Source organism: Paenarthrobacter sp. NPDC090522 (assembly GCF_044769225.1).
GTDB lineage: Bacteria > Actinomycetota > Actinomycetes > Actinomycetales > Micrococcaceae > Arthrobacter.
In genome coordinates this window covers 74,800-100,322 of record NZ_JBIVXL010000004.1, presented here as the reverse complement: position 1 = coordinate 100,322, position 25,523 = coordinate 74,800, and the positions used below count along the sequence as shown (strand labels likewise).

Here is a 25,523-nt window from a genome sequence, read left to right as displayed (position 1 = left end):
TATCAGCCGCTCTCCGGGCTCAGCCGAAGCAGCGCATGGCACCTGAGGTTTTTTCCAAAGGAGTTCCGTGTCTTCACATCCGATTCGTGTTGCCATTGTCGGCGTAGGTAACTGCGCCGCGTCGTTGGTCCAAGGTGTCGAGTACTACCGCGATGCCGACCCGAAGTCCACGATCCCGGGTCTGATGCACGTTGAGTTCGGCCCGTACCACGTCAACGATGTTGAGTTCGTTGCCGCTTTCGATGTGGACAGCAAAAAGGTTGGGTTGGACCTCGCGGACGCCATCGGCGCCAGCGAGAACAACACCATCAAGATCGCCGACGTTCCCGCCACCGGCGTGAAGGTCCAGCGCGGCCACACCCTGGACGGCTTGGGCCGCTACTACCGCGAGACGATCGTTGAGGCTCCCGAAGAAGCCGTCGACGTCGTTGCTGCCTTGCGCGAAGCCAAAGCCGATGTCATGGTTTGCTACCTGCCCGTCGGTTCGGACCAGGCCGCCAAGTTCTACGCCCAGTGCGCCATCGACGCCGGCGTGGCCTTTGTCAACGCCCTGCCGGTGTTCATTGCCGGTACCAAGGAATGGGCCGACAAGTTCACCGCTGCCGGACTCCCGATTGTTGGCGACGACATCAAGAGCCAGATCGGTGCAACCATCACGCACCGCGTCATGGCCAAGCTCTTCGAAGACCGCGGCGTCACCCTGGACCGCACGTACCAGCTCAACGTTGGCGGCAACATGGACTTCAAGAACATGCTTGAGCGCGATCGCCTGGAATCGAAGAAGATCTCCAAGACGCAGGCCGTGACCTCCAACGTCGAGGCCGAGCTCCACGCAGACGATGTCCACATTGGCCCGTCGGACTACGTTGCCTGGCTTGATGACCGCAAGTGGGCCTTCGTCCGCCTCGAGGGCCGCAACTTCGGCGACGCTCCCGTGTCGCTCGAGTACAAGCTGGAGGTCTGGGACTCCCCGAACTCCGCCGGCGTGATCATCGACGCCATCCGCGCCGCCAAGATCGGCCTGGACCGCGGCATCGGCGGCCCACTGCTCTCGGCGTCGAGCTACTTCATGAAGTCCCCGCCGGAGCAGTTCAACGATGATATTGCCCGCGAGAAGGTTGAAGCCTTCATCCGCGGCGACATCGAGCGCTAGGCTTCACTCGCCGCCCACTGAAACGGCCCTCCCGGATTGCTTCCGGGAGGGCCGTTGCGTTGCAAACCCTCTCTCACCGAATCCCCCCTTTCCGGCTGACGCTCTCTCACCGAGTCACCCTTTCCGGCCGACGCTCTCTCACGGAATGACCCCTTTCCAGACGACGCTCTCTCACCGAATCCCCCCTTCTCAGCTGACGCTCTCTCACCACGGTGAGAGAGGGTTCGCCAAATGGGGCGGTTTGGTGAGAGAGGGTTCGCCAAATGGGGCGGTTTGGTGAGAGGGGGTTCGCCAAATGGGGCGGTTTGGTGAGAGAGGGTTCGCCAAATGGGGCGGTTTGGTGAGAGAGGGTCAGAAGAGGCCTTGGGGGTTGCCGTCGGGGTCTACATTCATGCGCATGGCCGCAGGCTCCTTGGGCAGTCCCGGCATGGTCATGACGGCTCCGGTCAGCGCCACTATGAAGCCCGCGCCGGTCTTGGGAATCAGCTCCCGGACATGGACGCGGAAGCCCTTGGGGGCGCCCAGCTGCGAGGCATCGTCGGTAAACGAGTATTGGGTCTTGGCCATGCAGACCGGCAGCCCGCTCCACCCGTTCTTTTCGATGTCCGAAAGCCTCTTCAGCGCGGGTACGGAGAACTCGACGCCGTCGGCACCGTAGATCTCCTGGACGATGGTCCGGATCTTGTCCTCCACCGACATCTCCAGCGGGTACAGATGGTGGAAATTCGACGGCGACTCCAGCGCGGCCGCCACCTTCGCGGCGAGTTCGTCCCCGCCGTCGCCTCCGCCACCCCGGCCCCACACATCAGCGACGGCGGCCTGCACGCCTTCCGCGGCGCACCACGCAAGCAGCCAATCGATCTCTTCCGGGGTATCGGTGCTGAACTTGTTGATGGCCACCACGGGTGAGATCCCGAATTTGGCCACATTGCCCACATGCCGCTTCAGGTTCTCGACGCCGGCGGCCAAGGCTTCGACGTTGGGAACCTTGAGGTCCTCCTTGGGTACGCCGCCCTGCATCTTGAGCGCGCGGATGGTAGCCACCACCACGACGGCGGATGGGGACACGTCGGCGATCCGGGACTTGATGTCCATGTATTTCTCGGCGCCGAGGTCCGCGCCGAAGCCTGCCTCCGTGACCACGATGTCCGCCAACTGCCGGGCGGTGCTCGTGGCGATCAGCGAATTGCAGCCGTGGGCGATGTTGGCAAACGGGCCGCCATGAACCAGGGCGGGAGTCCCCGCGATGGTCTGCACCAGATTCGGTTTGATGGCGTCCTTCAGCAGCAGGGTGAGGGCCCCTTCCACGCCCAGGTCCGCGACCGTGACGGGTTTCCGGTCGAAGGTATAGCCGAAGGTGATCCGGCCCAGCCTTGTCCGGAGGTCGTCCAGGTCCGTGGCGAGGCAGAAGACCGCCATGATTTCGGAGGCGACGGTGATGTCGAAGCCGTCCTGCCGGGGCACGCCCTGCGCCGGCCCGCCGAGGCCAATGACGACGTCCCGGAGCGCGCGGTCGTTCATGTCCAGCACGCGTTTGAAGGTCATGCGGCGGGGATCGATCCCGAGCTCGTTGCCTTGGAAGATGTGGTTGTCCACCAACGCCATCAGCGCGTTGTTGGCTGAGGTGATCGCATGGAAGTCGCCGGTGAAATGCAGGTTGATGTCGTCCATGGGCAGCACTTGGGAGTAGCCGCCTCCCGTCGCCCCGCCCTTCATGCCCAGGATGGGTCCCAGGGAAGGCTCACGCAATGCGATCATCACCTTGTGCCCGGCCCGCGCGAGCGAGTCCGCCAAGCCCACAGTGGTGGTGGATTTGCCTTCGCCTGCCGGGGTAGGGGACATGGCCGAGACGAGGACTACCTTTCCGGCTGGCTTCGCGGCAGGGAGGTTGAGCAGCGCCGGATTGATCTTGGCCTTGTAGGGTCCGTAGAGCTCCAGTGCATCCAGGTTGATGCCCGCTTGTTCGGCGATTTCCTCGATGGGCCTGATCCGGGCGCGCTTGGCGATCTCCAGATCTGACAGGACGTTGTTTTCAGACATCGTTGTCCTTCGACTCGGTGCTTACGCTGTGCGCGTCAATCTACCAGCCGGCACGCCCTCACCAACGGATGTCAGCGCCCGGGAACCAGCAACCCGGAGACGGCCTCGCGGTAGCTCTCCAAAGTGATGGCGGCAGTGCGTTGCCAACCGAAGGACTCGGCGTGGGTTGCCGCCGCCCGGCCCATGTCCTCCCGGGTCCGGATATCGTCGTACAGGTCTTCCAGGGCATCGGCCCAGTCGGAGGGATCATGCCCGTCCACCAGGATGCCGGTCCGGCCGTCGGAGACGGCACGGGACAATCCGCCAACGTTGGTGGCTACCACCGGGGTACCGCACGCCTGTGCTTCCAAGGCCACCAGCCCGAAGGATTCACTGAAGGAAGGCATCACCACGACGTCCGCTGAGCGGAACCAGCCGGCCAGTTCCGGTGCCACAACCGGCGGACGGTGTGTGACGACGTCGTTCAATCCGGCCCCTTCGACGTAGTGCTGCAGGTCAAAATCCTTGGCGCCGCTGAGCGAACCAAGGATGGTCAGCTCAAGGTCGATGTCCGGGCGACGCTGCCTCAACAATCCGGCAGCCTTGACGAACACTTGTGGCCCCTTGAGGCGTTGGATCCGGCCGGCGAAAACCAGGTGGAAGCTGTCCGGCCGCACCTCCCGTTCCCTGCGGGACTTGCGCCGGAACGAGGGCGTGAAGACGCGCAGGTCCACGCCGGGAGGTGCCACATCGATGCGGTCCATGTCCGCGCCATAGTGCGAAACCAGCTCCTCCGCCTCTGCGGGCGTGTTGGCGATGAGCCGGGTGGCGCCGTCGACAATCCGCTGCTCGCCCTCTTCCCGGCGCCGGGGTTCGGGCCGTTCGCCGGATTCCAGCACCAGGTTCTTGACCTTGGCCATGGTGTGCATGGTGTGGACCAGCGGAACACCCCACAGCTGGGACAACTCCAAACCCGCAACCCCTGACACCCAGTAATGCGAATGGACAGCGTCATAGCGGCCGTGCGGTTGTTGTTGCCTGATCCGGTCGATCTCCTCCACCATCTGGTGCAGCAACGCGGGCAGTTCTTCCTTGGGCAGCTTGCGGCGCGGACCGGCCATGACATTGTGGACGCAGACGTTCGGTCCGGGATGTTCGACGGCGGGCTGCCCGGCTTTGGTGGCACGGGTGAAGATCTCCACCTCCACCCCGGTTTCTGCCAAGGCCATGGCCAACGCACGCACGTAGACGTTCATGCCACCGGCATCCCCGGCCCCCGGCTGCTCCATGGGGGAGGTGTGCAAGGACAGGAACGCGACCCGACGGATCAATGTCACGGTTGACTCCTGCCCTTCATCGCAAAACCGGCTTTCCCTGCAGAAAACACTACTCCTGCCCGGAACCCACAAGGCTGCTACCGTGTCCGCTGTGAGCCAAGAAAACAACTATGACATCCGCCCTGCCACGGACAATGACTGGCCGGGCATCTGGTCCGTCCTGGAACCGGTGATCCGCGAGGGCGAAACCTTCACGTGGGACAGGGACACCGATGAGGAAACCGCCAAGGCCAAATGGATGAAGGAAGCCCCCGGGCAATCCTTCGTGGCCGTGCGTTCAGCGGATGGTGCAATCCTTGGGACCGGCGAGTTCCATGCCAACCAGGCCGGCGGCGGCAGCCACGTAGCAAACGCAGGCTACATGGTGGGTGCCCAACATTCCGGCCAAGGCATTGCGCGGGCACTGTGCGCTTACTCCCTGAAGGAGGCCAAGGCAGCCGGGTTCCGATCCATGCAATTCAACGCAGTGGTGGAAAGCAACGTCCGCGCGGTGTGGCTGTGGCAGTCCATGGGCTTCAAGATCCTTGCCACGGTTCCCGAGGCCTTCAACCACCCTGAGATTGGCTACGTGGGCCTGCACGTCATGTATCAGAAGCTCTAGTGTTCCACCCATAACTGCACCAGCTCAGGGAAACCGTCCTCATAGCCTTCCAGGAGCTGCCGGCCCAGATCCGCCGAACCCACCAGGGGATGGGCCGCGAAGGCCTGGAGCGCAGCCTCACGGCTGCCTTCCCGGACGGCCTGGATAGTGAGCCGTTCCACCTCCTTGACGTGCCGCATCAAGGTAAGGAACTGCCCGCCGGGACGGTCCTGCGCAAGCGGCAACGCGCCGTCGGACGTCACCTGGCAGGGAACCTCGACGACGGCGTCCGCCGGCAACCCGGGCACGGCCACCTTCGCAGTGGCCACCCCGGCGACGGCCGCCACGGGGGAGTTGGGCACGTTCAGTATCAACTCGGTGGCCCCGGACGACGAACCGGAGAGCGCCCGCATCACCGCCAAAGCCACCCGTTCGTAGCCGCCACCGGCCAAGTCCGACTCGTCCCGCTGTTCGCCCTCTTCGCGCGACTCAGCCAAATAGCCCTCCTCGCGGGACAGCCGGGCAGCGTCCCATCGGGCGTACGCATCGGCGGAACCAGCCAAGCCAGGGTAGAGCGCTGCCTGCTGCCCATGGATGGAGGCCCCGCGCGTCTCGGACTGCCTGCGGATGGCCTGCGTGGCGTGGTGCGTTTCGTAGTAGTAATACAGGTACTCGTTGGGGAGGCAACCGAGCAGTTCCAGCATGTGCTGGCCAAACAGCCGGCCCTCCTCCATCGAGGCAAGCGCGTCGTGGCTGGACAGCAACCCGGGCAGCAGGTCCGTTCCTGCCGGCGCCAACCGGTAAAGCCAACCGAGGTGGTTCAGCCCGTAGTAGCCCACGCCGTCGAGCCGCCCGTCCGGCAGCGGCGTCCCCGCAGCCGCCGCGGCCCGCTTCACCAGGCCACCGGCCGAATCGCAGATGCCGATCACCCGCTTGCCCAGTACGGGCACCAATGCCTCGGTGACCATCCCGGCGGGATTGGTGAAGTTGATGAGCCAAGCGTCGGGGCAGTGCACCCGCATGGCCTCGGCGAGTTCGAGCATCCGGGGGATGGAACGCAGCGCGTAGGAGATGCCGCCCGCTCCGGTTGTTTCCTGGCCCAGGACGCCCAGGTCCAAAGCCACGCGTTCGTCGATCATCCGGCCCGCCGTCCCGCCTGGACGGATCGCCGCGAACACCATGCGCGTCCCGGCCAGCGCCTGGCCAAGGTCCGTGGAAATCACGACGGCGGGCCGGGAACCTTCCGGTACCGGCATGGCCGCCAGGACCGACTCGATCGCCACCAAACGTGAGGCATCCACGTCGTAGAGGACCAGCTCGTCCACAAGCCCGGCAAAAGGACCCGAACACAAGGCACGGTACACAAGGGGAACCCGGAATCCGCCGCCGCCGGCGATCATGAGCCGCATGGTCCGAGTCTATGCAGCCCCGAACGTGCAGCGTAGTCTGCCGTGCATGGATGCCATGCCCCAGCGTCGCTATGATCCCCTTGCCTCCGTTCGGTCCGATGGCGAAAACCAGTGCGATCTCCTGCTCACCGGAACGGTTTTCCAGGACATCATCTTCACGGGCCTTCCGCACGCACCCGAACCCGGCACCGAAGTGTGGAGCGAAGGCATGGGCAGTTGCCCTGGCGGCGTGGCCAACCAGGCGATCGCTGCGGCCCGCCTGGGTCTGCGAACCAATCTGGCAGCCACTTTCGGCGACGACGGGTACGGCGACTACAACTGGGAGATCCTGGAAACCCAGGAGCACGTGGATCTCTCCTTGTCCCGGCGCGTGCCCGGCTGGCACTCGCCGGTGACGGTGTCCATGTGCGTCAACCAGGACCGGTCCATGGTGACCCACGGGCACCCGGCACCGGTGAACGCCTCGGAACTCATCGGCCTTCCGCCCAAGGCGCTCGCAGCCGTAGCGGACCTCGGCGAAGAACTGGAACCGTGGATGCTCGCCGCCAAGACAGCCGGCACCAAGCTTTTCGGCGTGGTGGGCTGGGACCCCAGCGGCGCATGGTCCCAACGCAGGCTGGAGCAGCTGGAGCATTACCACGCGTTCTTGCCCAACGCGCCCGAGGCCATGGCCTTCACCGGGAAAGCCGACCCCTGGGCGGCGCTCTATTCGTTGGCGGACCGTGTTCCCGTGGCGGTGGTGACGCTCGGGCCGCAGGGGGCCATGGCCGTGGATTCCGAGACCGGCGAGGAGGAATGGGTGCCCTCGTTGCCCGTCTCCGCCTCGGATCCCACGGGGGCAGGGGACTGCTTCGGGGCGGCGTTCATTGTGGGCAGCCTCGCGGGTTGGAAGCTGGGGGACCGCCTGAGGTTCGCGAACCTCTGTGCCTCGCTGGCCGTACAGCAGGTGGGCGGCTCCCTGGCAGCCCCGGGCTGGGGCGACATTGCCGACTGGTGGCAGCGGGCCAACGCGCGGAAGGAGCGCCAGTCAAGCCAGTGGCTGCGGCGGTTCGCTTTCCTTGAGCCGATCGTGCGTGACATCCCGGCCGAGGCCCAGCGGCGGGCCCGGGCAACCATCGCGCACCTGTCCGACGCGCAGTAGCCGGCCATGCCAGGGGCGCAGCGCAGTTAACCCCGGTTCACCCACAGCACTAGAATCTCTAGGGTGACTTACGAAGCAGCAGCAGATATCGGGATCGGGTCCAAGCCCTCCATAGCAAAGTCGGCAATGCTTGAACGCTCGGCCGTGATCGACCTCGAAGCTGTTCGGCACAACGTTCGCCAGTTCGTCGGTATCGCTTCGCCCGCCTCCGTCATGGCCGTCGTCAAGGCCGACGCGTATGGACACGGAGCGGTGCAGGTTGCCCGTGCCGCCCTTGAAGCCGGGGCCTCCTGGTTGGGTGTTGCCCATATTTCCGAAGCACTCGCCCTGCGCGCGGCGGGCATCGATGCGCCCTTGCTTGCCTGGCTGCACACCCGCGAGAGCAACTTCCAAGCGGCAGTCGCCGCCGGCATCGACGTCGGAATTTCCGGCTGGGAACTGGACTCCGTAGTGGCGGCAGCCCGTGACCAGGAACGCCCCGCGCGCGTGCACCTCAAAATCGATACCGGACTGGGCCGCAACGGCTGCACCATCGCCGACTGGGACCAGCTCCTGGGCCAGGCCATGGAGTACCAGGACGAGGGCCTGCTGCGCGTGGTGGGGATCTTCTCCCACCTGGCCGTTGCCGATGAACCGCAGCGGCCGGAAACCGATGAGCAACTTACGGTCTTCCGCGATGCCCTGGCCATGGCCGAGGACGCCGGGGTGGACACCGAAGTCCGGCACATCGCCAACACTCCTGCCACATTGTCCCGGCCCGACTCGCATTTCGACCTGGTCCGCGTGGGGCTGGGCGTCTACGGTCTCTCGCCATTCCAGGGAGCGACTTCCGCAGAACTCGGCCTCCGCCCGGCCATGACGGTCCGGACACTTCTTTCCAACTGCAAGAAAGTTCCCGAAGGCCAGGGCGTGTCCTACGGACTGAACTACCACACCACCACCGAAAGCACGCTTGGGCTGATCCCGCTGGGATACGCGGATGGTGTGCCACGTGTCGCTACTGGCGGGCCGGTCCGCGTGAACGGGGTCACCTACCCCGTGGTGGGTCGGATCGCCATGGACCAGATGGTCATTGACCTTGGACCCCTCACGGAAGAGGAAGCTGCCGGACTCAAGGGCAGTGAAGCTGTGATGTTCGGCGACGGGACGGACGGCGGACCCACGGCCGACGACTGGGCTGCCGAAGCCGGCACCATCAACTACGAGATCGTCACCCGCATCAGCCCCCGCGTTCCCCGGACCTACGTCAACGAGGTTCCCTCAGCGGCCGAGGTCGCAGCGGCATCGAAGGCAGCCGCCCTGTGAACAGCACGCCGGCAAATTGGGAACGCAGTGTCAAAGTCACGACGTCGGATCAGACCCACGCGCTCGCCGCAGCGCTCGGTGGGGTACTTGAGGCCGGAGACCTGCTGGTCCTGACTGGTGAACTGGGGGCCGGGAAGACGACCTTCACCCAGGGACTCGGAGAAGGCCTCGGTGTGCGGTCCGGCATCATCTCACCCACATTCGTCCTGGTCAGGATCCATCCAAACCTGCCTGACGGTCCGCGTCCCGGCGGCCCGGACCTGGTCCATGTGGATGCCTACCGCCTGGAGTCGTCGGGGGAGATTGACGACATCGACCTTGAAAACACCATGGACACCTCGGTCACTGTGGTGGAGTGGGGCCGCGACCGGGTGGAGCACCTGTCCGAGAGCCGGCTGGACGTGGACCTGCACCGCTCGGTTGGCGGTGAGGCCGCGCCCGGTGGTCAGGTCCTCGACTTTGACACCGAGGACGACGACGAGCCACGCACCATCGTCTTCCGCGGCTTCGGCCCACGCTGGCGGGAAGCCCCGGCACTCCTTGAAACCACACTTCCCGAAGGGGGCAACTGATGCTGATCCTGGCCATCGACACCTCGGCCGTGGCAAGTGCCGCCCTGATTTCCGAGGATGCCATGGAAGGCGTGGTGGACTCCTTCGCCACGGAAGACACACGCAGCCACGCTGAGGTCCTTGCCCCGGGAATCGAGAAGCTCCTGGCTGGCGCCGGCGTCACGGGAGCCGACATCGACGCGATCGTCACCGGCGTGGGCCCGGGTCCGTTCACGGGACTCCGCTCCGGTATCGCCACAGCCCGGACCCTGGCCTTCGTCTGGAACAAGCCCCTCTACGGCCTGATGAGCCTCGACGCGATCGCGTTGGAAGTCGCGGAATCCACCGCCGCTGTCCCGGAGTTCCTCGTGGCAACGGATGCCCGGCGCAAAGAGGTGTACTGGGCCCGCTACACCCTCGCCGAGGGCCAGCTTCCGGAGCTCGTGGACGGACCCCAAGTGGGCTTCGCCGCCGACCTCCCGGACCTCCCCGTTTTCGGTGCCGGTGCCGGGCTCTACGCAGAGGTGCTCAACGCGAACGAGGATTTCGTGGAAACGCAACCGGACGCCGCTTCGCTGGGACAATTTGCCTTGGCCAAGCTCACGGCAGGGCAGGAGCTCCTTGATTCAACGCCGCTCTACCTGCGGGAGTCCGATGCCCAGGTTCCCGGCCCACGGAAGCGGGCGCTCTGATGAAGCTCTCACCCCAACTTGAACTCGAGGGTGTCTCCCTGCGGGACATGACCGAGGCGGATGTCGCTGCCGTCGACGCCCTCGAACGCCGCCTGTTCCCTGTGGATGCCTGGCCGCTGCAGATGTTCTTCGATGAGCTCTCGCAGCCGGAGACCCGTCGGTACGTCGTGGCCGAGGCCGCGGGTGAGATCATCGCCTACGCCGGGTTGATGTGCATCGAGCCCATTGCGGATGTCCAGACGATCGCCGTCGTTCCTGAATTCGAAGGCAAGGGCATCGGCTCCGCGATCCTCACCGAACTGATCGAGGAAGCACGGCGCCGCCGTGCGGCCGACGTCCTGCTGGAGGTGCGCGCGGACAATCCCCGTGCCCAACAGCTGTACCTGCGTTTTGGGTTCGAGCAGATCCACATCCGTCCCCGCTACTACCGCGACGGCACGGATGCCCTGATCATGCGCTTGCCGCTGAACAACTCCACCCCAACCGAAGGAGCCTCCGCGTGAGCGCCGCATTTTCCACGCAGCCGCTGGTGCTGGGCATCGAGTCATCCTGCGACGAGACCGGCGTCGGGATCGTGCGCGGAACCACACTCCTGACCAACACGGTGTCCTCGTCCATGGACGAGCACGTGCGGTTCGGCGGTGTCATCCCGGAGATTGCTTCCCGCGCCCACCTGGACGCCTTCGTGCCCACTTTGCAGGAATCCCTCCATGAAGCCGGGGTGACCCTCGATGACATCGACGCCATCGCCGTCACCTCGGGACCAGGCCTGGCCGGTGCGCTGATGGTGGGCGTCTGCGCGGCCAAGGCACTCGCCGTTGCTACCGGCAAGCCGCTCTACGCGATCAACCATTTGGTGGCCCACGTCGGAGTCGGGTTGCTGGATGCAAAGAACGACGGCGGTGCTGCCGCCGGCCTCGGTGCCGGGGAACTGCCGGAGAACCTCGGCGCACTCCTGGTTTCAGGAGGCCATACGGAGATCCTGCGGATCCGCAGCATCACTGACGACGTAGAGCTCCTGGGCTCCACCATCGATGACGCCGCGGGCGAGGCGTATGACAAGGTGGCCCGTATCCTTGGCCTCGGCTATCCCGGCGGTCCCGCCATCGACAAACTGGCGCGGCAGGGAAATCCGAAGTCCATCCGCTTCCCACGCGGCCTGACGCAGCCCAAATACATGGGAACCGCCGAAGAGAGAGGCCCGCACCGCTACGACTGGTCGTTCAGTGGCTTGAAGACCGCTGTGGCCCGCTGCGTGGAACAGTTCGAAGCCCGTGGCGAAGACGTCCCCGTGGCTGATATCGCTGCGGCGTTCCAGGAAGCCGTGGTGGACGTCATTACGTCCAAAGCGGTGCTGGCCTGCAGGGAACACGGCATCACGGATCTCCTGTTGGGCGGTGGCGTCGCTGCCAACTCGCGGCTTCGCGAACTGACGGGGCAGCGCTGCGCCTCGGCCGGCATCACGCTCCACGTTCCGCCCTTGAACCTGTGCACGGACAACGGTGCCATGGTTGCGGCTCTTGGTGCGCAGCTCATCATGGCTGGCATTGGTCCCAGTGGAGTGTCCTTCGCCCCGGATTCGTCCATGCCTGTAACCACGGTGTCGGTCCCCGCGTAGCCCCGGGTTGCTTGGGAGGGGACGTTAGGCGTCCGGTCCTTTGCGCATTTGCTGCACGAGGTCCATCACCACAGCCTGGAGGTCGCCGTTGTGCTCGGCTGCCACGCGGCGCTGGCGCTGGTAGCTCGCGCCCCGTTCGATGATCCGGGCCACGTCCGCGAGTTCCTCGGAGCAGCCGAGTTCGGCGGCGATGGGGCCCAGGCGCTCGAGGGTTTCGGTCAGATGGTCGGTCACCAGCTTCTCGTTGCCCTCGGCGTCGAGGATGATGATTGCTTCCATGCCGTACCGCGCCGCGCGCCACTTGTTTTCCTGGACGTGCCACGGCGGCATGGTGGGGATGGTTCCTCCGGCGTCGAGGATGCCGGAGAACTCATGGACCAGGCACTGCGTCAGCGCTGCGATCGCGCCCACTTCTTCAAGGGTGGCCAGGCCATCGCAAATGCGCATCTCGATGGTGCCCAGGGCGGCAACCGGGCGGATGTCCCAGCGAATCTCTGAGATCGCGTCGATGACGCCGGTGGTAAACATGTCCTGGACATAGGCCTCGTACCCTTCCCAGGCGTCGAACTGGAACGGAAGTCCCGCCGTCGGAAGCTGTTGGAACATCAGGGCGCGCTGGGAGGCGTAGCCCGTTTCCTCGCCTGCCCAATAGGGGCTGGACGCGGACAGTGCCTGGAAGTGCGGGAAGTAATTGACCAGGCCGTCCAGGATGGGCAGGACCTTGTCCTTGCGGTCGATGCCCACGTGGACGTGCACGCCGTAGATCACCATTTGGCGCCCCCACCACTGGGTGCGCTCAATCAGCTTTGCGTAGCGTTCCTTGTCCGTAACCGGCTGGAGCAGCGGAGGGCTGAAAGGGTGGCTGCCTGCGCAGAACACCTCCACACCCATGGTGTCGGTGACTTCGCGGACGGCGGCCAGGGAGCGGCTGAGGTCTTCCTTGGCCTCTTTGACCGTTTCGCAGACCCCAGTGACAAGTTCGACGGTGTTGAGGAGGAGTTCGCGCTTGATGTGCGGGTGTTCGTCATCCTCATTGAGGTCGGGGTGGTTGGCGGCGACGCCCTTCAGGACATCGTTGGCGACCGAGACCAGTTCCCCTGTCCGTGCGTTGACGAGCGCCAGCTCCCATTCCACACCCAGTGTCGATTGCCTGGATGGCGCAAAATCAATCTGCACGTAGTCCCCTCGTTATGTTCGTCGCGCTTCCCCGCTGCGGGGCCGCCAGCGGTCGGCTCAAGTCTAGTGCAGCGGCCCGGCCCGGAGTTGCCGGAGTTACCGACCATGAATTGCTAATGAGAATGATTCTTAACTAGAATGATGGCATGCACCTCTCCATCGTCAGTTCCCTGGATAGTCATTGCCGCGAAGTGGCGGCAGCCCGGCTGGGCCGGACCCACAGCAACTCCGCCGTCGTTTTCCATGACCTGCTGGATGGCTCCGTGGTCCTCCGTCGCGTATACCGGGATGGTCAACTCTTTGAGCGCGAATCCACCGTCCTCGAGCATGGATGCCTGAGCTGCACTGTGCGGCTGGACATTATTCCGACGGCGGAGCGGCTCGCCTCGTGCGGCTTCGACCACGCGGTCCTTGCCCTGCCGCCGGGGGTGGCCGCGGGCATGGTGGTAGCCGAACTCCGTCAACGCCCGGAGAGCTTGCTGGTGATCGACAATGCGGTACTGGCTTTGGATCCGGCCGACGTGGAAGACCATGTCTGGGACCGCCATACCCTGTTCGAATCCGGGTTCACGTCCATGCCGCAGGATGACCGCACCAGTGGGGAATTCCTCATTGGCGAATTCGGTCAGGTGGACACCGTCATGCTGTCGGCGGGCTTGGGGGCCGAGCTCGCGGGTGATTCGCGGGTGGATTCGGAGGCCTGGGGATCCGGAGTTGAATTGCTCGGTGAACTGGCTCCGCATGCCGCTGTGGTGGGCTCCGCCGATGAGTTCAGGCCGGGATGCTATGACGATGCCGAGGCGACAGCCCGGACCAAGCCCGGTACGGTGCGCATTCCGCTGGACGAAGCTCCCGGGCTTTTCAGTACTGTCCTGCACAAGGCGGACAGGCCGCTCCATCCTGGGCGCTTTCGGGAGGCCTTGCCCCAACTGGCGGCTGGAACCCACTGGATGCGGGGTCGCCTATGGATTGCGTCCGCGGCGGGGGTCCGGATTGCCATCCAGGGCATTGGTCCCCGCGTGTGGCTGGAAAGCACCGGGCCTTGGTTGGCGGACGCGGCCGGTACCGCAGGTCCGGGAGCCGACGTCGACGCCGTCCTCGACTGGCATCCCCGCCATGGTGACCGCGGTACGGTCCTGGCCATCACTGGACGCTCGGAGGACGTAGACCCCGGGGAGATCCGCCGCCTGCTGGACGATTGCCAGGTTACCGAGGCAGAAATGGCGCTGCATCCGGGGGAATGGAACGACCCCTTCGAGCTCAGTGAAACCCTTTGATCCCTACAACACAAGGAGAATAACCATGAAAGTCAGGAACTCGCTCCGCGCGCTGAAGAAGATCCCTGGAGCGCAGATCGTCCGCCGGCGCGGGCGAACGTTTGTCATCAACAAAAAGAACCCTCGCATGAAGGCTCGGCAGGGCTGATGCCCGGCGGGCAAGCCGGCAAAATAAATATGACTTATTCTCCCGGCTTGCCCCTTGGAGTTGTTTAATGGGTGCATGCCCATCCTGAACAAAGACATGGCCCTCTGCATCTCGCTTGCTGCCCGACCCAGCAACATTGGAACCAGGTTCCACAACTATCTCTACGACCTGCTCGGCCTGAACTTTGTCTACAAGGCCTTCGCGCCCGCGGACATTGCCCTCGCCGTGGCCGGAATCAGGGGCCTTCCCATTCGCGGTGCGGCGGTATCCATGCCCTACAAGGAGGCCGTCATCCCGCTGGTGGATGTGATGGACCCGTCCGCCAAGGCCATCGACTCCGTCAACACCATCGTCAACAATGATGGCGTGCTGACTGCTTACAACACCGACTACATCGCTATTGCCCGGCTCTTGAAGGACCATGAAGTGCCTACTGCGCACTCGGTCCTACTGCGGGGAGCGGGCGGCATGGCCAAGGCCGTGGCGGCTGCTTTGCGGGATGCCGGCTTCACCAACGTGACCATCGTGGCACGTAACGAAACCGCGGGCAGGGCGCTCGCTGGACTCTACGGCTTCGGATGGCAGGATGACGTCAACGGAGCCACCGCCGATCTCATCATCAACGTCACGCCGCTGGGCATGGCTGGGGCCGACGAGACTGCCCAGTCCTTCGACGATTCCGCCATCGCTGCGGCGATGGCGGTGTTCGATGTGGTGGCCTTGCCGTCGGAAACGCCTCTCATCGCTGCGGCCCGCAGGGCGGGCAAGCCGGTCATTACGGGAGCGGAGGTCATTGCGATCCAAGCCGAGGAGCAGTTTGTCCTCTACACCGGCGTCAGGCCAACGCCGGAACAGGTTCGTGAAGCCTCGGAGTTCTCCCGTCGCTGACGTTCGGATGTCCTAGTCCGATCCAGCTGAGAGTCTGCTGTCGGTATACGCTTCGTGAGAGATTAATCATTTCGATGGATTAATCAGATTCCTTACGAAGTTGGTGGAGCAGCAGTGACGTTCGACATTGATACGGGCAGGACTCTGGCGGTGGTGGCTGCCTCGAAGCAGCGCATGGAACAGCTCCCGGCCGTTCAGGCCAATCTGAGGCATGTGTGTGATGACATTCGTGGCGCACTGCGGAGTGGGCCCGTTTACTCGGCGATGGAGAGTTATGAGGACTCTGTACTCACGGTGGATGTCCATGGGCTGGCGCGGCGAACGGCCAACATCTTTGGTGGTACCCGCGAGGCGGTAGCTGCCTACGTGGCGTGCGACGAGACCATGGCGGCCACGGCCCTGGCGAACGCCCGGAGCATCGTGGTGTTGCGTCCCGGCGATTTGCCGCTGGACATGTCCTACTGGAATCCCAACTCCAGGGATTTCCCACGTGACATGTCCCCCTGGAATCCGGCGAAGTAGGGCTGTCGTGTATCAAGTTGATGCATCCGCGATGGACGGATGGCCGGATCCTGAAGCGTTGGAGATGGCGGCAAATCCTCTGACAGAGAACGCGCAAGGCATCGTGAACATTGTGCAAATGGCGGCGTCGGAGTGGTCTGCCATGGCGGATGCGTACCGGGCTCCGGAGGCACCGGAATTGTTGGCCTTGTTCAAGCCGGTAACCCAAAAGAGTGAGGGGATCCGGGCCGGTCTTGCTGTGGTGTATAGGGCGTTGATGGCGTATGCGGATGACATCCGGGACCTGAACCGGCGTCGTGCTTTGTTGCTGGATGAGATCGGGCAGTTTCATCGCGAGCGGGACCGGTATGAGGAGCGGGCGGCGTTCATGGAGCAAGCGGGTGACCTGCTGGCTTCGTCGGGCGGTGCTGCTCTTGCTTTGCGGGCCGCGGACCTGGAGCGCCGGGTGCGGTTGCTGGCCTCGCAGCATGAACAAGCGCAGCAGGACTGCGCCCGCCAGATCAATCGCATCTATTCGATCGACCCGTCAGTTCCGGTGTATTACGACGGCGGAGCGGCGAGGGAGTTCCGGGCGGACTTCACCAGGTTCCGGTTGCAAAAGTTGGAGGCCAGCGGTGGGGGCGGCACTGAAGGTGCTGTGGAGACGTTGGCCCTGCTGAAGTCCATGTCGGCCGGGGAGTTGCTGGACTACGGTTCGGCTGAGACGGATTACCTCCGCAACGGGCTCAAGGCCCAGCCAGCCGTTGCCTATGTCCAAGGCTGGTGGACCGGGCTGACCTCCGAACAACAGGCGGCGTTGTTGGTCGCGGCGCCCGGGATCATCGGAAACCTCAACGGGATCCCATATGCGGTCAGGGCGAAGGCGAACCGTGCCAACCTTGATGCCATATATAACGACACCCGGACGAGCGAGGGGGACAAGGCAGTGCTGCGGGTGATCTACGATTCACTCCTTCCTGCCGACGACAGGACGGATGCTCCGCCGCGAAGCATCGTGTCCTTCACGCCGGATGACAATTCCAAGCCACTGGTGGCCATCGCGATCGGGGACCTGGACACAGCAGCCAATGTGACCTGGAATGTCCCGGGCATGAAAACCACCGTGGCTGACGGCTTGGAATCATGGACGAAGTCGGCACAGGACCTCTATGACGGACAAGGGCGTGCAGTCGAGGGGACCGGGAACTTGAGTCGTGCTGTTGTCTCTTGGGTTGGCTATGACACTCCCGAGGCTCCGCCGAGTGGTGAGGTGTTGTCGACAGACTTGGCCAAGGCTGGCGGGGTGAAGCTGGCCGCGGCGTTGGATGGCTTCAGCGAGACCCGCGCCGTATTAGGGGAGAACGCCATGAAACTGAACGTTGTGGCCCATTCCTATGGGACCACTACGGCCTCTTATGCCTTGAAGACCATCTCGCATGAGGTCGCGACGGCTACGTTCTTTGGCTCTGCTGGGATTGCAGGGCAGGATGTCGGGTCTACAGAGGATCTGCATGTTTCTAAAGACATCGACGGCGGGGCCGAGGTTTATCTGACCGCGGCGAGCGAAGACCGGGTGGCGCCCTGGGGGATTATGGGGAGTGGGCTGCGGGGTCGCGAGGGGCGCCTCGATCCAACTGGTGAGTGGTTTGGGGGTAAGACCTTCTCATCCGAAGGCGGCTACGATCCGGACACCGGCCACTTCTATAAGCGGACCACCGGCCACGATGCCAAAGGGTGGGCAGTGAATGGCAGCGGAAACTCATTGTTCGCCGCCACTGAACTCCACGGCTACCTCGACCCGGACACCGAGTCTGCGCGCAACATCGCCATGACCTCAACTGGACGAGGCGGCCAGATCAAGCACCTTTTACCACTGCGCCGCGAAACACAAGCGGGCTACGGCGGCATGTACTTTTCGAATGGGTCGTGGATCGAACGTGACCTGACTCTTGAGGAACTTGCGGAGGAACGAGGCAAATGACAGCGACAAAGTCCAACCGCAAAGCGTGGTTGGTATCGGTGATGGTGGGGTGCTTCATGGTGTCAGGGTGCAGTGCAAACCAAGCGGGTGGTGGCCAAGGCGGGGGTCCGGGGCCAGGGCAGCGGAGCGCGGCGGAGGTGTTCACGGACTTCATGGATGCCATGGACGACACGGTGCAACATTCGGGAGCGACCTGGCCCAACTGGAATCCCAACGACACTTCCGGCTACTTTCCGCCACCGTGTTCGGTGAATGCCCGCGATGATGGCAGGGCCTATCAGACGCAGATCGAAGGCGGCCCGGTCGTGGATCCGCAGGCTTCCGTGGAAGCCATGAAGGCCCACTGGGAGTCGAAGGGGTACAGGATTACACACGTCTTCGACAACAGGGGCCCAAACACCACGGGAATTGAGATTCATGCCGTGACTCCGCGGGGCATGCTCCTAATTTTCACGCCGACGAAAACTGTTTCGTTTATCAAAGTTGTCGGTGAATGTACATTGGACCCTGCGGCCGCCAAGAAGACGACGTAGTTATGGTTCGCGAATTCGCCGTACCCTCCTGGCCTGCCCGGCGGTGCTCAAAGGTCTTAGCAGTGATGGCCGTGTTGGGTTTGGGCATGTCAGGGTGCGCTGCAAACCCAGCGAGTGGCGGTCAGGGCGGCGAACCGGGGCCAGGCGAGCGGAGCGCGTCGGGGGTGTTCGAGGACTTTATGGATGCCATTGATGACACGGTGCAACATTCAGGGGCAACCTGGGCGAGCTGGGACCGCAATGATACGTCAGGATACTTCCCACCACCTTGCTCAGTACATTCTCGGGATGATGGCCGCGCATATCAGACTCAACTCGAGGGAGGACCTGTTCGCGATCCCCGAGCCGCGGTGGAACAAATGAAGGCCCATTGGGAGAGCAAGGGCTACAAGATTGGAAACGTCTTCGACAACATGGGCGCCAACGCTACCGGTATTGAAATCGGCGCCTCGACTCCTCGGGGCATGGTCCTGGTTTTTACCCCGTCGAAAAACACCTCATTCATAGATGTGCAGAGCGAATGCACCTTGGACCCGGCTGCCGGCAAGAAGACGACGTAGTTGTGGTTCGTGAATTCGCAAAACCCGCCCGGCCGATGAGGCGGCGTTCGAAGGTCTTCGCAGTGATGGTTACGGTGAGTTTGGGCTTGTCAGGGTGCGCTGTAAACCAAGCGGGTGGTGGCCAGGGCGGAGAGCCGGGGCCCGGAGAGCGGAGCGCCCAGGAAGTCTTTACGGACTTCATGGATGCCATTGATGACACGGTGCAGCAGTCCGGTGCCGAGTGGCCCATTTGGGATCGCAAGCACACCGCGGGATTCTTCCCGCCGCCGTGCTCGGTTCACGCCCGTGAGGACGGAAGGGCATATCAGACACAGATCGAAGGTGGCCCCGTTGACGATCCCCGGGCCGCCGTGGAACGGATGAAGGCCCACTGGGAGAGCAAGGGCTACAAGATTGGCAACATCTTCGACAATATGGGCGGAAACACCACGGGCATTCAGATCAATGCCCGCAGCTCGAGGGGATTGCTCGTACAGTTCACACCATCATCGGAAACCAGCTTCATCAAGGTAGTCAGCGAATGCACCTTGGACCCTGCTGCCGACAAGAAGACGACGTAGTTGTGGTTCGCGGATTCGCCGTACCCTCCCGGCCGGCTCGGCGGCGTTCGAAGGCCTTCGCAGCGATGGCGGTGGTGGTCTTGATGATGTCGGGGAGAGCAGGCCTAAACGCTGACCGGCTCCACCACCACAACCACCCGCTCCTCGCCGATCCTGGTGAGCACCAGCGTGGCTGTTTTGGCCATGCCGGCCTTCCCGGCCGTCTTCCCAGACAGCAGTTGTTTCCGGAGTTCTTCAGGCGTGACGGCGGTGCCGCGTTTCTTGATGTCCAGCACGGTGACGCCGTTTGCCTTGACCCACGCCTTGAGGGCTTTGACGTTGTAGGGCATCACCTCCAGCACGCGGTAGGCGCGGGCAAAGGGGGTGTCGTGGAGTTCGGGGGCGCAGATGTAGGCAATGTGTTCGTCCACAAGATGCCCGCCGATCCGTTCTGCGATGTCGGCCACGAGGCCCGCTCGGATCACCGCGCCGTCGGGCTCATACAGGAACCCTTCCACGGGGCCGACGGCGGCCACCGGACCGCCATCGAAATCCTCGCCGCTGGTGATTTCGGCAGCGCCCTGGGCGCCGATCACCAGCGCTGCGCGGCGAACCCCGGGGCGGGCTACGGCGTTGAACCACAGGGTCACTTCGGTGACGTCACCGCCCACGGAAACCCACTGGGCCTCACAGCCGCCCGGGACGGAATCGTGGGGCATGCCCGGACCCATTTTGACCCCCACCGCACGGCCGGATGCTGCCAGGCCCTCGACGAACGAGAGCGGGGGAGAGAATGCCTCGGGGTCCCAAATTCGCTTTGTTCCAGAGGTTGAGGTGGTCCGTCGGGCCGGATCGAGCCACACACCGTCCACCCCGGAGAGGTCCACAGACGTGGCATCGGAATGTACCACCGTGGCATGCGGGAACGGCATCAGGTTGATGGTTGCGCAGGCGGCCGTCGTCTCGTCCATCTCCACCGCGGTCACGTTGACGTCCATGGACGCCAGCGCCAGGGAATCGGCACCCAACCCGCACCCCAGATCAGCAACGTGGGAGATCCCTGCCTTCACGAAGCGCTCGGCGTGCCGGGCTGCAACATTGAGGCGGGTGGCCTGTTCCAAGCCCGCCTGGGTAAACAGCATCTGATGGGCGAACTCGCCGAACTTGGCCTCGGCCTTGGTCCGCAGGCGCGACTGCGTCAGGACGGCGGCCACAAGCTCGGGGGAGTGCCCGGCCTTGCGCAGCGAGGCGTTCAGGGCCAGCGCGTCGGCTTCCCGGTAGGGTCCCAGCGAGCCAAGCAGTTCCCATCCTTCGGTGGTGAGCAAGGGCGCGAGGTGTTCCTGGGGAGCGTTGGGCATGGCATCCAGCTTAACGTTTCGCGTCCGGGGCTGAGACCGGACCGATCAGCCCGATAGGGTTGATTTCATGGAAGACACCGCAGCTCCGCAGCCCTCCGACGCCGACAGCCCGGACGGGAACCAGCCCGTCCATCCAGGAGCCGCAGAGCATTCCGCCGGCCGGTCCCTCTCCACCTATGCCCGCCCGGCCTTGATTGCCGGCGTCGTGATCGCCGTGATCTGCGTCGGCCTTCTCATAGTGATTTTTGCGTTGGACTCCTTCAATGCCGCCGCCTATTCGGTGACGGGCAAGAGTGTCAATGACGCAACCGACGAGGCCCGCGACATCCGGGAGCTGTACAGCGGAGTCCGCGCAGGCGGGATCATCGGCTTGGTGGTTTCCGGCGTCGTCGCCGTTGCAGCCGGCATCGTTCTGTACCTCAACCGCGGGGCCTCTGCGGCGGACGGCGACGACGAGGACTTCGACCTCGATGACCTGAGGGACCAGTAAGCCGGGTTCACCCATGACGAAATGCTGGCACTCACCTTGACCGAGTGCTAACGCCTTACATAGAGTCTTGGTTAGCACTCTCCCTTGGTGGGTGCTAACCACGCCAGGCAGCTACCGGCACCGCGACGACGGTTGCACGCCTCGGCACCCTTGTTCTTTGTCCATGAATCAGCTCATGAAAAGGAGAGATCCGAGTGTCGGTCTCGATTAAGCCTCTTGAGGATCGTATTGTTGTTCGCCCGCTCGAAGCAGAGCAGACCACGGCTTCCGGCCTGGTCATTCCGGACTCCGCACAGGAGAAGCCGCAGGAAGGCGAAGTTGTTGCAATCGGCCCCGGCCGCTTCGATGACAATGGCAACCGCGTACCGGTGGACGTAGCCGTTGGCGACGTCGTTATCTACTCCAAGTACGGTGGAACCGAAGTCAAGACCGGTGGCAGCGAGTACCTCGTTCTGTCCGCCCGCGACGTCCTCGCGATCGTCGTCAAGTAACTTCCTGGAACCCCGCACCGCAGGCATCGTTGGAATATCCTCCAGCCGCCAGTGGTGCGGGTTTTCCGTTCTGAAAGGACACAACCATGGCAAAGCAGCTTGCGTTTAACGACGCTGCCCGCCGGTCGCTTGAGGCCGGTATCGACAAGCTCGCCAACACCGTCAAGGTGACCCTCGGCCCCCGCGGCCGCAACGTGGTGCTGGACAAGAAGTGGGGCGCCCCCACCATCACCAACGACGGCGTGACCATCGCCCGCGAAGTTGAGCTGGACGACCCCTACGAGAACCTTGGCGCACAGCTGGCCAAGGAAGTCGCCACCAAGACCAACGATGTTGCCGGTGACGGCACCACCACGGCAACTGTGCTCGCCCAGGCCCTGGTCAAGGAAGGCCTGCGCAACGTCGCAGCCGGCGCCGCTCCGGGCGAGATCAAGCGCGGCATCGAGGTTTCCGTGGAAGCCATCGCCGCCCGCCTGCTGGAGAACGCCCGCGAAGTCGAAGGCACGCAGGTTGCCAACGTCGCAGCGATCTCCGCACAGAGCGACGAGGTTGGCGAACTGCTGGCCGAGGCTTTCGGCAAGGTGGGCAAGGATGGTGTCATCACCATTGAAGAGTCCTCCACCACGCAGACCGAACTGGTCCTCACCGAGGGCATGCAGTTCGACAAGGGCTACCTTTCCCCGTACTTCGTCACCGACGCAGAGCGCCAGGAAGCCGTCCTCGAAGACGCGCTGATCCTGATCAACCAGGGAAAGATCTCCTCGCTGCAGGACTTCCTGCCGCTGCTGGAGAAGGCCCTCCAGGCTTCCAAGCCGCTCTTCATCATCGCCGAAGACATCGAAGGCGAAGCCCTCTCCACCCTGATCGTCAACCGTATCCGCGGCACGCTCAACGTTGTGGCCGTCAAGGCTCCGGGCTTCGGCGACCGCCGCAAGGCCATGCTCCAGGACATCGCCACCCTCACCGGTGCACAGGTCGTGTCTCCGGACCTCGGCCTGAGCCTGGACACCGTTGGCCTTGAGGTCCTGGGTACGGCACGCCGTATCACGGTCACCAAGGACAACACCACCATCGTGGACGGTGCCGGTACCGAGCAGGACGTAGCCGACCGCGTTGCACAGCTCCGCGCTGAGCTCACCCGCACGGATTCCGACTGGGACCGCGAGAAGCTGCAGGAACGCCTGGCCAAGCTGGCCGGCGGCATCGGCGTGATCAAGGTTGGCGCAGCCACCGAGGTTGAGCTCAAGGAAAAGAAGCACCGCATTGAGGACGCTGTCTCCTCCACGCGTGCCGCCCTTGAAGAAGGCATCGTTTCCGGCGGTGGTTCCGCCCTCATCCACGCCCTCAAGGCGCTGCACGAGGCTCCCGCCGTCAAGGCTCTCGAGGGTGACGCAGCTGCCGCTGTCGGCATCGTCCGCCGCGCCCTGACGCAGCCGTTGCGCTGGATCGCCCAGAACGCCGGCTTCGACGGATACGTGGTGGTTTCCAAGGTCTCCGACCTGGACGCCAACCACGGTTTCAATGCCAAGTCCGGTGAATACGAGGACCTGATCGCCGCCGGCGTGATCGACCCCGTCAAGGTCACCCGCTCCGCTCTCCGCAACGCCGCTTCGATCGCTGCCCTGGTTCTCACCACCGAGACCCTGGTTGCCGAGAAGCCGGCAGAGGAAGAAGACGCACACGCAGGCCACCAGCACTAAGCTGCCTGCTCCTGGAAACCCCGGTCACGCCTGCGTGGCCGGGGTTTCTTTGTGCCTTCTGGGGGGTTCGGGATGGCTATTGTCCGCGTACGACGGCGGGCGGTAACCTGACGCTGGAAGTGGCGGTTGCGTACGCCAACCGTGCCGCTTCCACCGGAGAAGTGAAATATGACAGCACCTGTCACTGCCCTGGACCTGGGTCGCTCGGCTTTCACGGAACGCCGCTGGAGCGACGCTTTGGAGTGCCTCGTCCGCGCCGATTCGGAGGGCGGGCTGCCGCCCCAGGACATGGAGCTCCTCGCCTCGGTTGCCATGTTGCTGGGGCTTAACGGTGACGGGGTGGAGTACCTCAGCCGGGCGCACGACGAGCATCTGACCGTGGGGGATCCGGACAGCGCTGCACGCTGCGCCGCATGGCTGGTGATGTTCCTGATGGACATGGGCGAATACGCGCGGGGAAGCGGGTGGCTGGCCAAGGCCAAGCGCCTGGTGGAGGGACTTGGACATCCTTCTGCCGGCGAGGGCTACCTGCTCATACCGACGGGCCTCGGCACTCTGCGTGGCGGCGATCCCGAAGCGGGTTACGGGTTCTTCAACAGAGCGCTGGAGATTGGGGAGTCGCTTGGCGAAAAGGACCTCCAGGCCATGGGCCGCCTTGGCCTTGGCACGTCCCGGCTGGCGCTGGGCTACCCCGAAGAGGGCCTCCTGTTGCTGGACGAAGTGATGGTTTCGGTGACTGCCGGCGAAGTTTCACCCATACCCACCGGGATCATCTACTGCGCCGTCCTGGGTAGTTGCCGGTTGGCCCAGGACGTAGGAAGGGCCCAGGAATGGACGGCCGCACTGGAGCGGTGGTGTGGGGAACGCCCTGACATGGTGATGTTCGGGGCGCAGTGCCAGGCTTTCCGCGCCGAGTTGCTGATCCTCCATGGTGCCTGGGACGAAGCTTTGGCCGTGGCCCGTGCCGCCGAGGGACGGATCCGCAAAGGCGATCCCGACGCGACGTTTGGTGCCTGGTACCAGGAGGGCGAAGTCTTCAGGCTCCGTGGCCAGTGGGAAGAAGCCGAGCAAGCCTTCAAGATTGCGTCGGAGACAGGCTTCGAACCGGAACCGGGCCTTGCCTTGCTTCGGCTCGCGGCCGGCAAGACAGCAGAGGCGAAGGCACGCATTCACCGCGCCGCGGCCGCCGCTGACCCGGCCAACCGGCGAAGGCTGCTTCCCGCCGTCGTCGAGATTGATCTGCAGTCCGGTGACCTGGCAGCGGCGAGAACCGCCGTCGACGAATTGGCCGGCGGGCTGAATCCCCGAAGCCGGCCTTTGGAGGTCGCCCTCGCCGCCCAGGCCGAGGCCGCCGTCCTGCTGGCAGAAGGGGAAGCGGAGCGCGCCCTTGGAGCGGCCCGGCGGGCTTGGCGGCTGTGGTACACCCTGGAGGCGCCTTTCCACGCAGCAGCGGCGCGGGTCATGGCTGGAAGAGCGTGTGCCGCACTGGGGGATGCCGATTCGGCGGCCATGGAATTTGAGGCAGCCTTGGCCGATTTTGCCGACCTCGGCGCAGCACCGGCGATGGCCGGGGTTCAGGCTCTCCGGGGTGGACAATCCGGAAACAAATCATTGCTCTCGCCCAGGGAGTCCGAGGTCCTGGCATTGATCGCGGCGGGGCATTCGAATAAATCCATTGCGAGACTGCTCTACCTCAGCGAAAAAACGGTGGCCCGGCACGTCAGCAACATCCTGGCCAAGCTCGGCGTCCCCTCAAGGGCGGCAGCCACCACCTACGCTTTCGAACACCACCTCATCCCCTGACCCTCTCTCACCTAACGCCCCTTTCCGGCGGATACTCTCTCACCTAACGCCCCCTTTCTGGCGGATCCTCTCTCACCGACCACCCCTTTCCGGCGATCGCTCTCTCACCGAACGCCCCTTTCTGGCGGATCCTCTCTCACCGAACGCTCCTTTCTGGCGGATCCTCTCTCACCGAACGCCCCTTTCCGGCGATCGCTCTCTCACCGAACGCCCCTTTCTGGCGGATCCTCTCTCACCGAACGCTCCTTTCTGGCGGATCCTCTCTCACCGAAC

General features: G+C 64.2%; 25 protein-coding genes. 20 read left to right on the top strand and 5 right to left on the bottom strand.

From position 1 onward, the window contains the following. Window positions 1-67: 67 nt before the first annotated feature. Window positions 68-1,153 (top strand): inositol-3-phosphate synthase, encoded by a 1,086-nt coding sequence (locus tag ACIQT2_RS06050; RefSeq protein ID WP_397325810.1) that lies wholly within the window; start codon window positions 68-70, stop codon window positions 1,151-1,153. A gap of 351 nt (window positions 1,154-1,504) precedes the next feature. Here the strand turns inward: ACIQT2_RS06050 and ACIQT2_RS06045 are convergent, their stop codons facing one another. Both ACIQT2_RS06045 and mshA read right to left on the bottom strand, forming a co-directional pair. After that, window positions 1,505-3,193: a formate--tetrahydrofolate ligase gene (locus ACIQT2_RS06045; protein ID WP_402944554.1), complete on the bottom strand. Its 1,689-nt coding sequence runs from the start codon at window positions 3,191-3,193 to the stop codon at window positions 1,505-1,507. A 71-nt stretch (window positions 3,194-3,264) separates the two neighbouring features. Next, window positions 3,265-4,509 (bottom strand): D-inositol-3-phosphate glycosyltransferase, encoded by a 1,245-nt coding sequence (gene mshA, locus ACIQT2_RS06040; protein WP_402944552.1) that lies wholly within the window; start codon window positions 4,507-4,509, stop codon window positions 3,265-3,267. Between the two features lie 82 nt (window positions 4,510-4,591). Between mshA and ACIQT2_RS06035 the strand changes: the two genes are divergently transcribed. Continuing rightward, window positions 4,592-5,110, top strand: coding sequence for a GNAT family N-acetyltransferase (locus ACIQT2_RS06035; RefSeq protein WP_402944550.1), 519 nt, complete (start codon window positions 4,592-4,594; stop codon window positions 5,108-5,110). On the opposite strand, the gene ACIQT2_RS06030 is transcribed toward ACIQT2_RS06035, so the two are convergent. After that, a complete protein-coding gene (locus ACIQT2_RS06030; protein WP_402944548.1) occupies window positions 5,107-6,498 on the bottom strand; it encodes a 6-phospho-beta-glucosidase in 1,392 nt (463 codons plus the stop codon). The genes ACIQT2_RS06035 and ACIQT2_RS06030 overlap by 4 nt on opposite strands. A 46-nt stretch (window positions 6,499-6,544) precedes the next feature. Between ACIQT2_RS06030 and ACIQT2_RS06025 the strand changes: the two genes are divergently transcribed. The 6 genes from ACIQT2_RS06025 to tsaD all read left to right on the top strand — a co-directional run bounded on the left by ACIQT2_RS06025 (window position 6,545) and on the right by tsaD (window position 11,805). Next, the gene (locus ACIQT2_RS06025) at window positions 6,545-7,639 is read left to right on the top strand and encodes a carbohydrate kinase family protein (RefSeq protein ID WP_402944545.1); all 1,095 of its coding nucleotides are present in this window, start codon (window positions 6,545-6,547) and stop codon (window positions 7,637-7,639) included. 63 nt (window positions 7,640-7,702) lie between these two features. Beyond that, window positions 7,703-8,944 (top strand): alanine racemase, encoded by a 1,242-nt coding sequence (gene alr / locus ACIQT2_RS06020; protein WP_402944544.1) that lies wholly within the window; start codon window positions 7,703-7,705, stop codon window positions 8,942-8,944. Beyond that, window positions 8,941-9,516: a tRNA (adenosine(37)-N6)-threonylcarbamoyltransferase complex ATPase subunit type 1 TsaE gene (gene tsaE, locus ACIQT2_RS06015; protein WP_402944542.1), complete on the top strand. Its 576-nt coding sequence runs from the start codon at window positions 8,941-8,943 to the stop codon at window positions 9,514-9,516. The genes alr and tsaE overlap by 4 nt, the downstream gene beginning before the upstream one ends. Next, window positions 9,516-10,187 carry a tRNA (adenosine(37)-N6)-threonylcarbamoyltransferase complex dimerization subunit type 1 TsaB gene (gene tsaB, locus ACIQT2_RS06010; RefSeq protein WP_400329234.1) on the top strand — a complete coding sequence of 224 codons (672 nt, stop codon included), beginning with the start codon at window positions 9,516-9,518 and terminating at the stop codon, window positions 10,185-10,187. The genes tsaE and tsaB overlap by 1 nt, the downstream gene beginning before the upstream one ends. Continuing rightward, on the top strand, window positions 10,187-10,690 hold the full coding sequence (gene rimI, locus ACIQT2_RS06005; protein WP_400329237.1) for a ribosomal protein S18-alanine N-acetyltransferase: 504 nt from the start codon (window positions 10,187-10,189) through the stop codon (window positions 10,688-10,690). The genes tsaB and rimI overlap by 1 nt, the downstream gene beginning before the upstream one ends. Continuing rightward, window positions 10,687-11,805 carry a tRNA (adenosine(37)-N6)-threonylcarbamoyltransferase complex transferase subunit TsaD gene (gene tsaD / locus ACIQT2_RS06000; RefSeq protein ID WP_402944538.1) on the top strand — a complete coding sequence of 373 codons (1,119 nt, stop codon included), beginning with the start codon at window positions 10,687-10,689 and terminating at the stop codon, window positions 11,803-11,805. Before rimI ends, tsaD begins: the two co-directional genes overlap by 4 nt. A gap of 24 nt (window positions 11,806-11,829) precedes the next feature. On the opposite strand, the gene ACIQT2_RS05995 is transcribed toward tsaD, so the two are convergent. Further along, a complete protein-coding gene (locus ACIQT2_RS05995; RefSeq protein ID WP_402944535.1) occupies window positions 11,830-12,981 on the bottom strand; it encodes a glutamate--cysteine ligase in 1,152 nt (383 codons plus the stop codon). 146 nt (window positions 12,982-13,127) lie between these two features. On the opposite strand from ACIQT2_RS05995, the gene ACIQT2_RS05990 reads away from it, so the two are divergent. From ACIQT2_RS05990 to ACIQT2_RS05955, 8 genes are all read left to right on the top strand, one after another. Continuing rightward, a complete protein-coding gene (locus tag ACIQT2_RS05990; RefSeq protein ID WP_402944532.1) occupies window positions 13,128-14,258 on the top strand; it encodes a GTP-binding protein in 1,131 nt (376 codons plus the stop codon). A gap of 25 nt (window positions 14,259-14,283) precedes the next feature. Continuing rightward, on the top strand, window positions 14,284-14,406 hold the full coding sequence (gene ykgO, locus ACIQT2_RS05985) for a type B 50S ribosomal protein L36 (protein ID WP_011693081.1): 123 nt from the start codon (window positions 14,284-14,286) through the stop codon (window positions 14,404-14,406). A gap of 75 nt (window positions 14,407-14,481) precedes the next feature. Next, entirely contained in the window at window positions 14,482-15,294 is an 813-nt protein-coding gene (locus ACIQT2_RS05980; protein ID WP_400329249.1) for a shikimate 5-dehydrogenase, read from the top strand. Window positions 15,295-15,408: 114 nt separating this feature from the next. Further along, the gene (locus ACIQT2_RS05975) at window positions 15,409-15,816 is read left to right on the top strand and encodes a DUF6507 family protein (protein WP_402944530.1); all 408 of its coding nucleotides are present in this window, start codon (window positions 15,409-15,411) and stop codon (window positions 15,814-15,816) included. A gap of 7 nt (window positions 15,817-15,823) precedes the next feature. Then, on the top strand, window positions 15,824-17,776 hold the full coding sequence (locus tag ACIQT2_RS05970) for an alpha/beta hydrolase (protein WP_402944528.1): 1,953 nt from the start codon (window positions 15,824-15,826) through the stop codon (window positions 17,774-17,776). A gap of 152 nt (window positions 17,777-17,928) precedes the next feature. Then, window positions 17,929-18,309, top strand: a complete 381-nt coding sequence (locus ACIQT2_RS05965; protein ID WP_402944525.1) for a hypothetical protein — start codon at window positions 17,929-17,931, stop codon at window positions 18,307-18,309. A 359-nt stretch (window positions 18,310-18,668) separates the two neighbouring features. Continuing rightward, window positions 18,669-18,869 (top strand): hypothetical protein, encoded by a 201-nt coding sequence (locus tag ACIQT2_RS05960; protein WP_402944522.1) that lies wholly within the window; start codon window positions 18,669-18,671, stop codon window positions 18,867-18,869. A 65-nt stretch (window positions 18,870-18,934) separates the two neighbouring features. Then, entirely contained in the window at window positions 18,935-19,429 is a 495-nt protein-coding gene (locus ACIQT2_RS05955) for a hypothetical protein (RefSeq protein WP_402944519.1), read from the top strand. 104 nt (window positions 19,430-19,533) lie between these two features. Here the strand turns inward: ACIQT2_RS05955 and ACIQT2_RS05950 are convergent, their stop codons facing one another. Continuing rightward, window positions 19,534-20,766 carry an SAM-dependent methyltransferase gene (locus tag ACIQT2_RS05950; protein WP_402944517.1) on the bottom strand — a complete coding sequence of 411 codons (1,233 nt, stop codon included), beginning with the start codon at window positions 20,764-20,766 and terminating at the stop codon, window positions 19,534-19,536. 67 nt (window positions 20,767-20,833) lie between these two features. Here ACIQT2_RS05950 and ACIQT2_RS05945 point away from each other — a divergent pair, with 67 nt between their 5' ends. From ACIQT2_RS05945 to ACIQT2_RS05930, 4 genes are all read left to right on the top strand, one after another. Then, entirely contained in the window at window positions 20,834-21,256 is a 423-nt protein-coding gene (locus ACIQT2_RS05945) for a hypothetical protein (protein WP_400329271.1), read from the top strand. 194 nt (window positions 21,257-21,450) lie between these two features. Then, a complete protein-coding gene (groES, locus tag ACIQT2_RS05940) occupies window positions 21,451-21,747 on the top strand; it encodes a co-chaperone GroES (protein ID WP_018776625.1) in 297 nt (98 codons plus the stop codon). 86 nt (window positions 21,748-21,833) lie between these two features. After that, window positions 21,834-23,447 carry a chaperonin GroEL gene (gene groL, locus ACIQT2_RS05935; RefSeq protein WP_402944515.1) on the top strand — a complete coding sequence of 538 codons (1,614 nt, stop codon included), beginning with the start codon at window positions 21,834-21,836 and terminating at the stop codon, window positions 23,445-23,447. Between the two features lie 168 nt (window positions 23,448-23,615). Continuing rightward, the gene (locus tag ACIQT2_RS05930) at window positions 23,616-25,250 is read left to right on the top strand and encodes a LuxR C-terminal-related transcriptional regulator (protein WP_402944514.1); all 1,635 of its coding nucleotides are present in this window, start codon (window positions 23,616-23,618) and stop codon (window positions 25,248-25,250) included. Window positions 25,251-25,523: the final 273 nt, after the last annotated feature.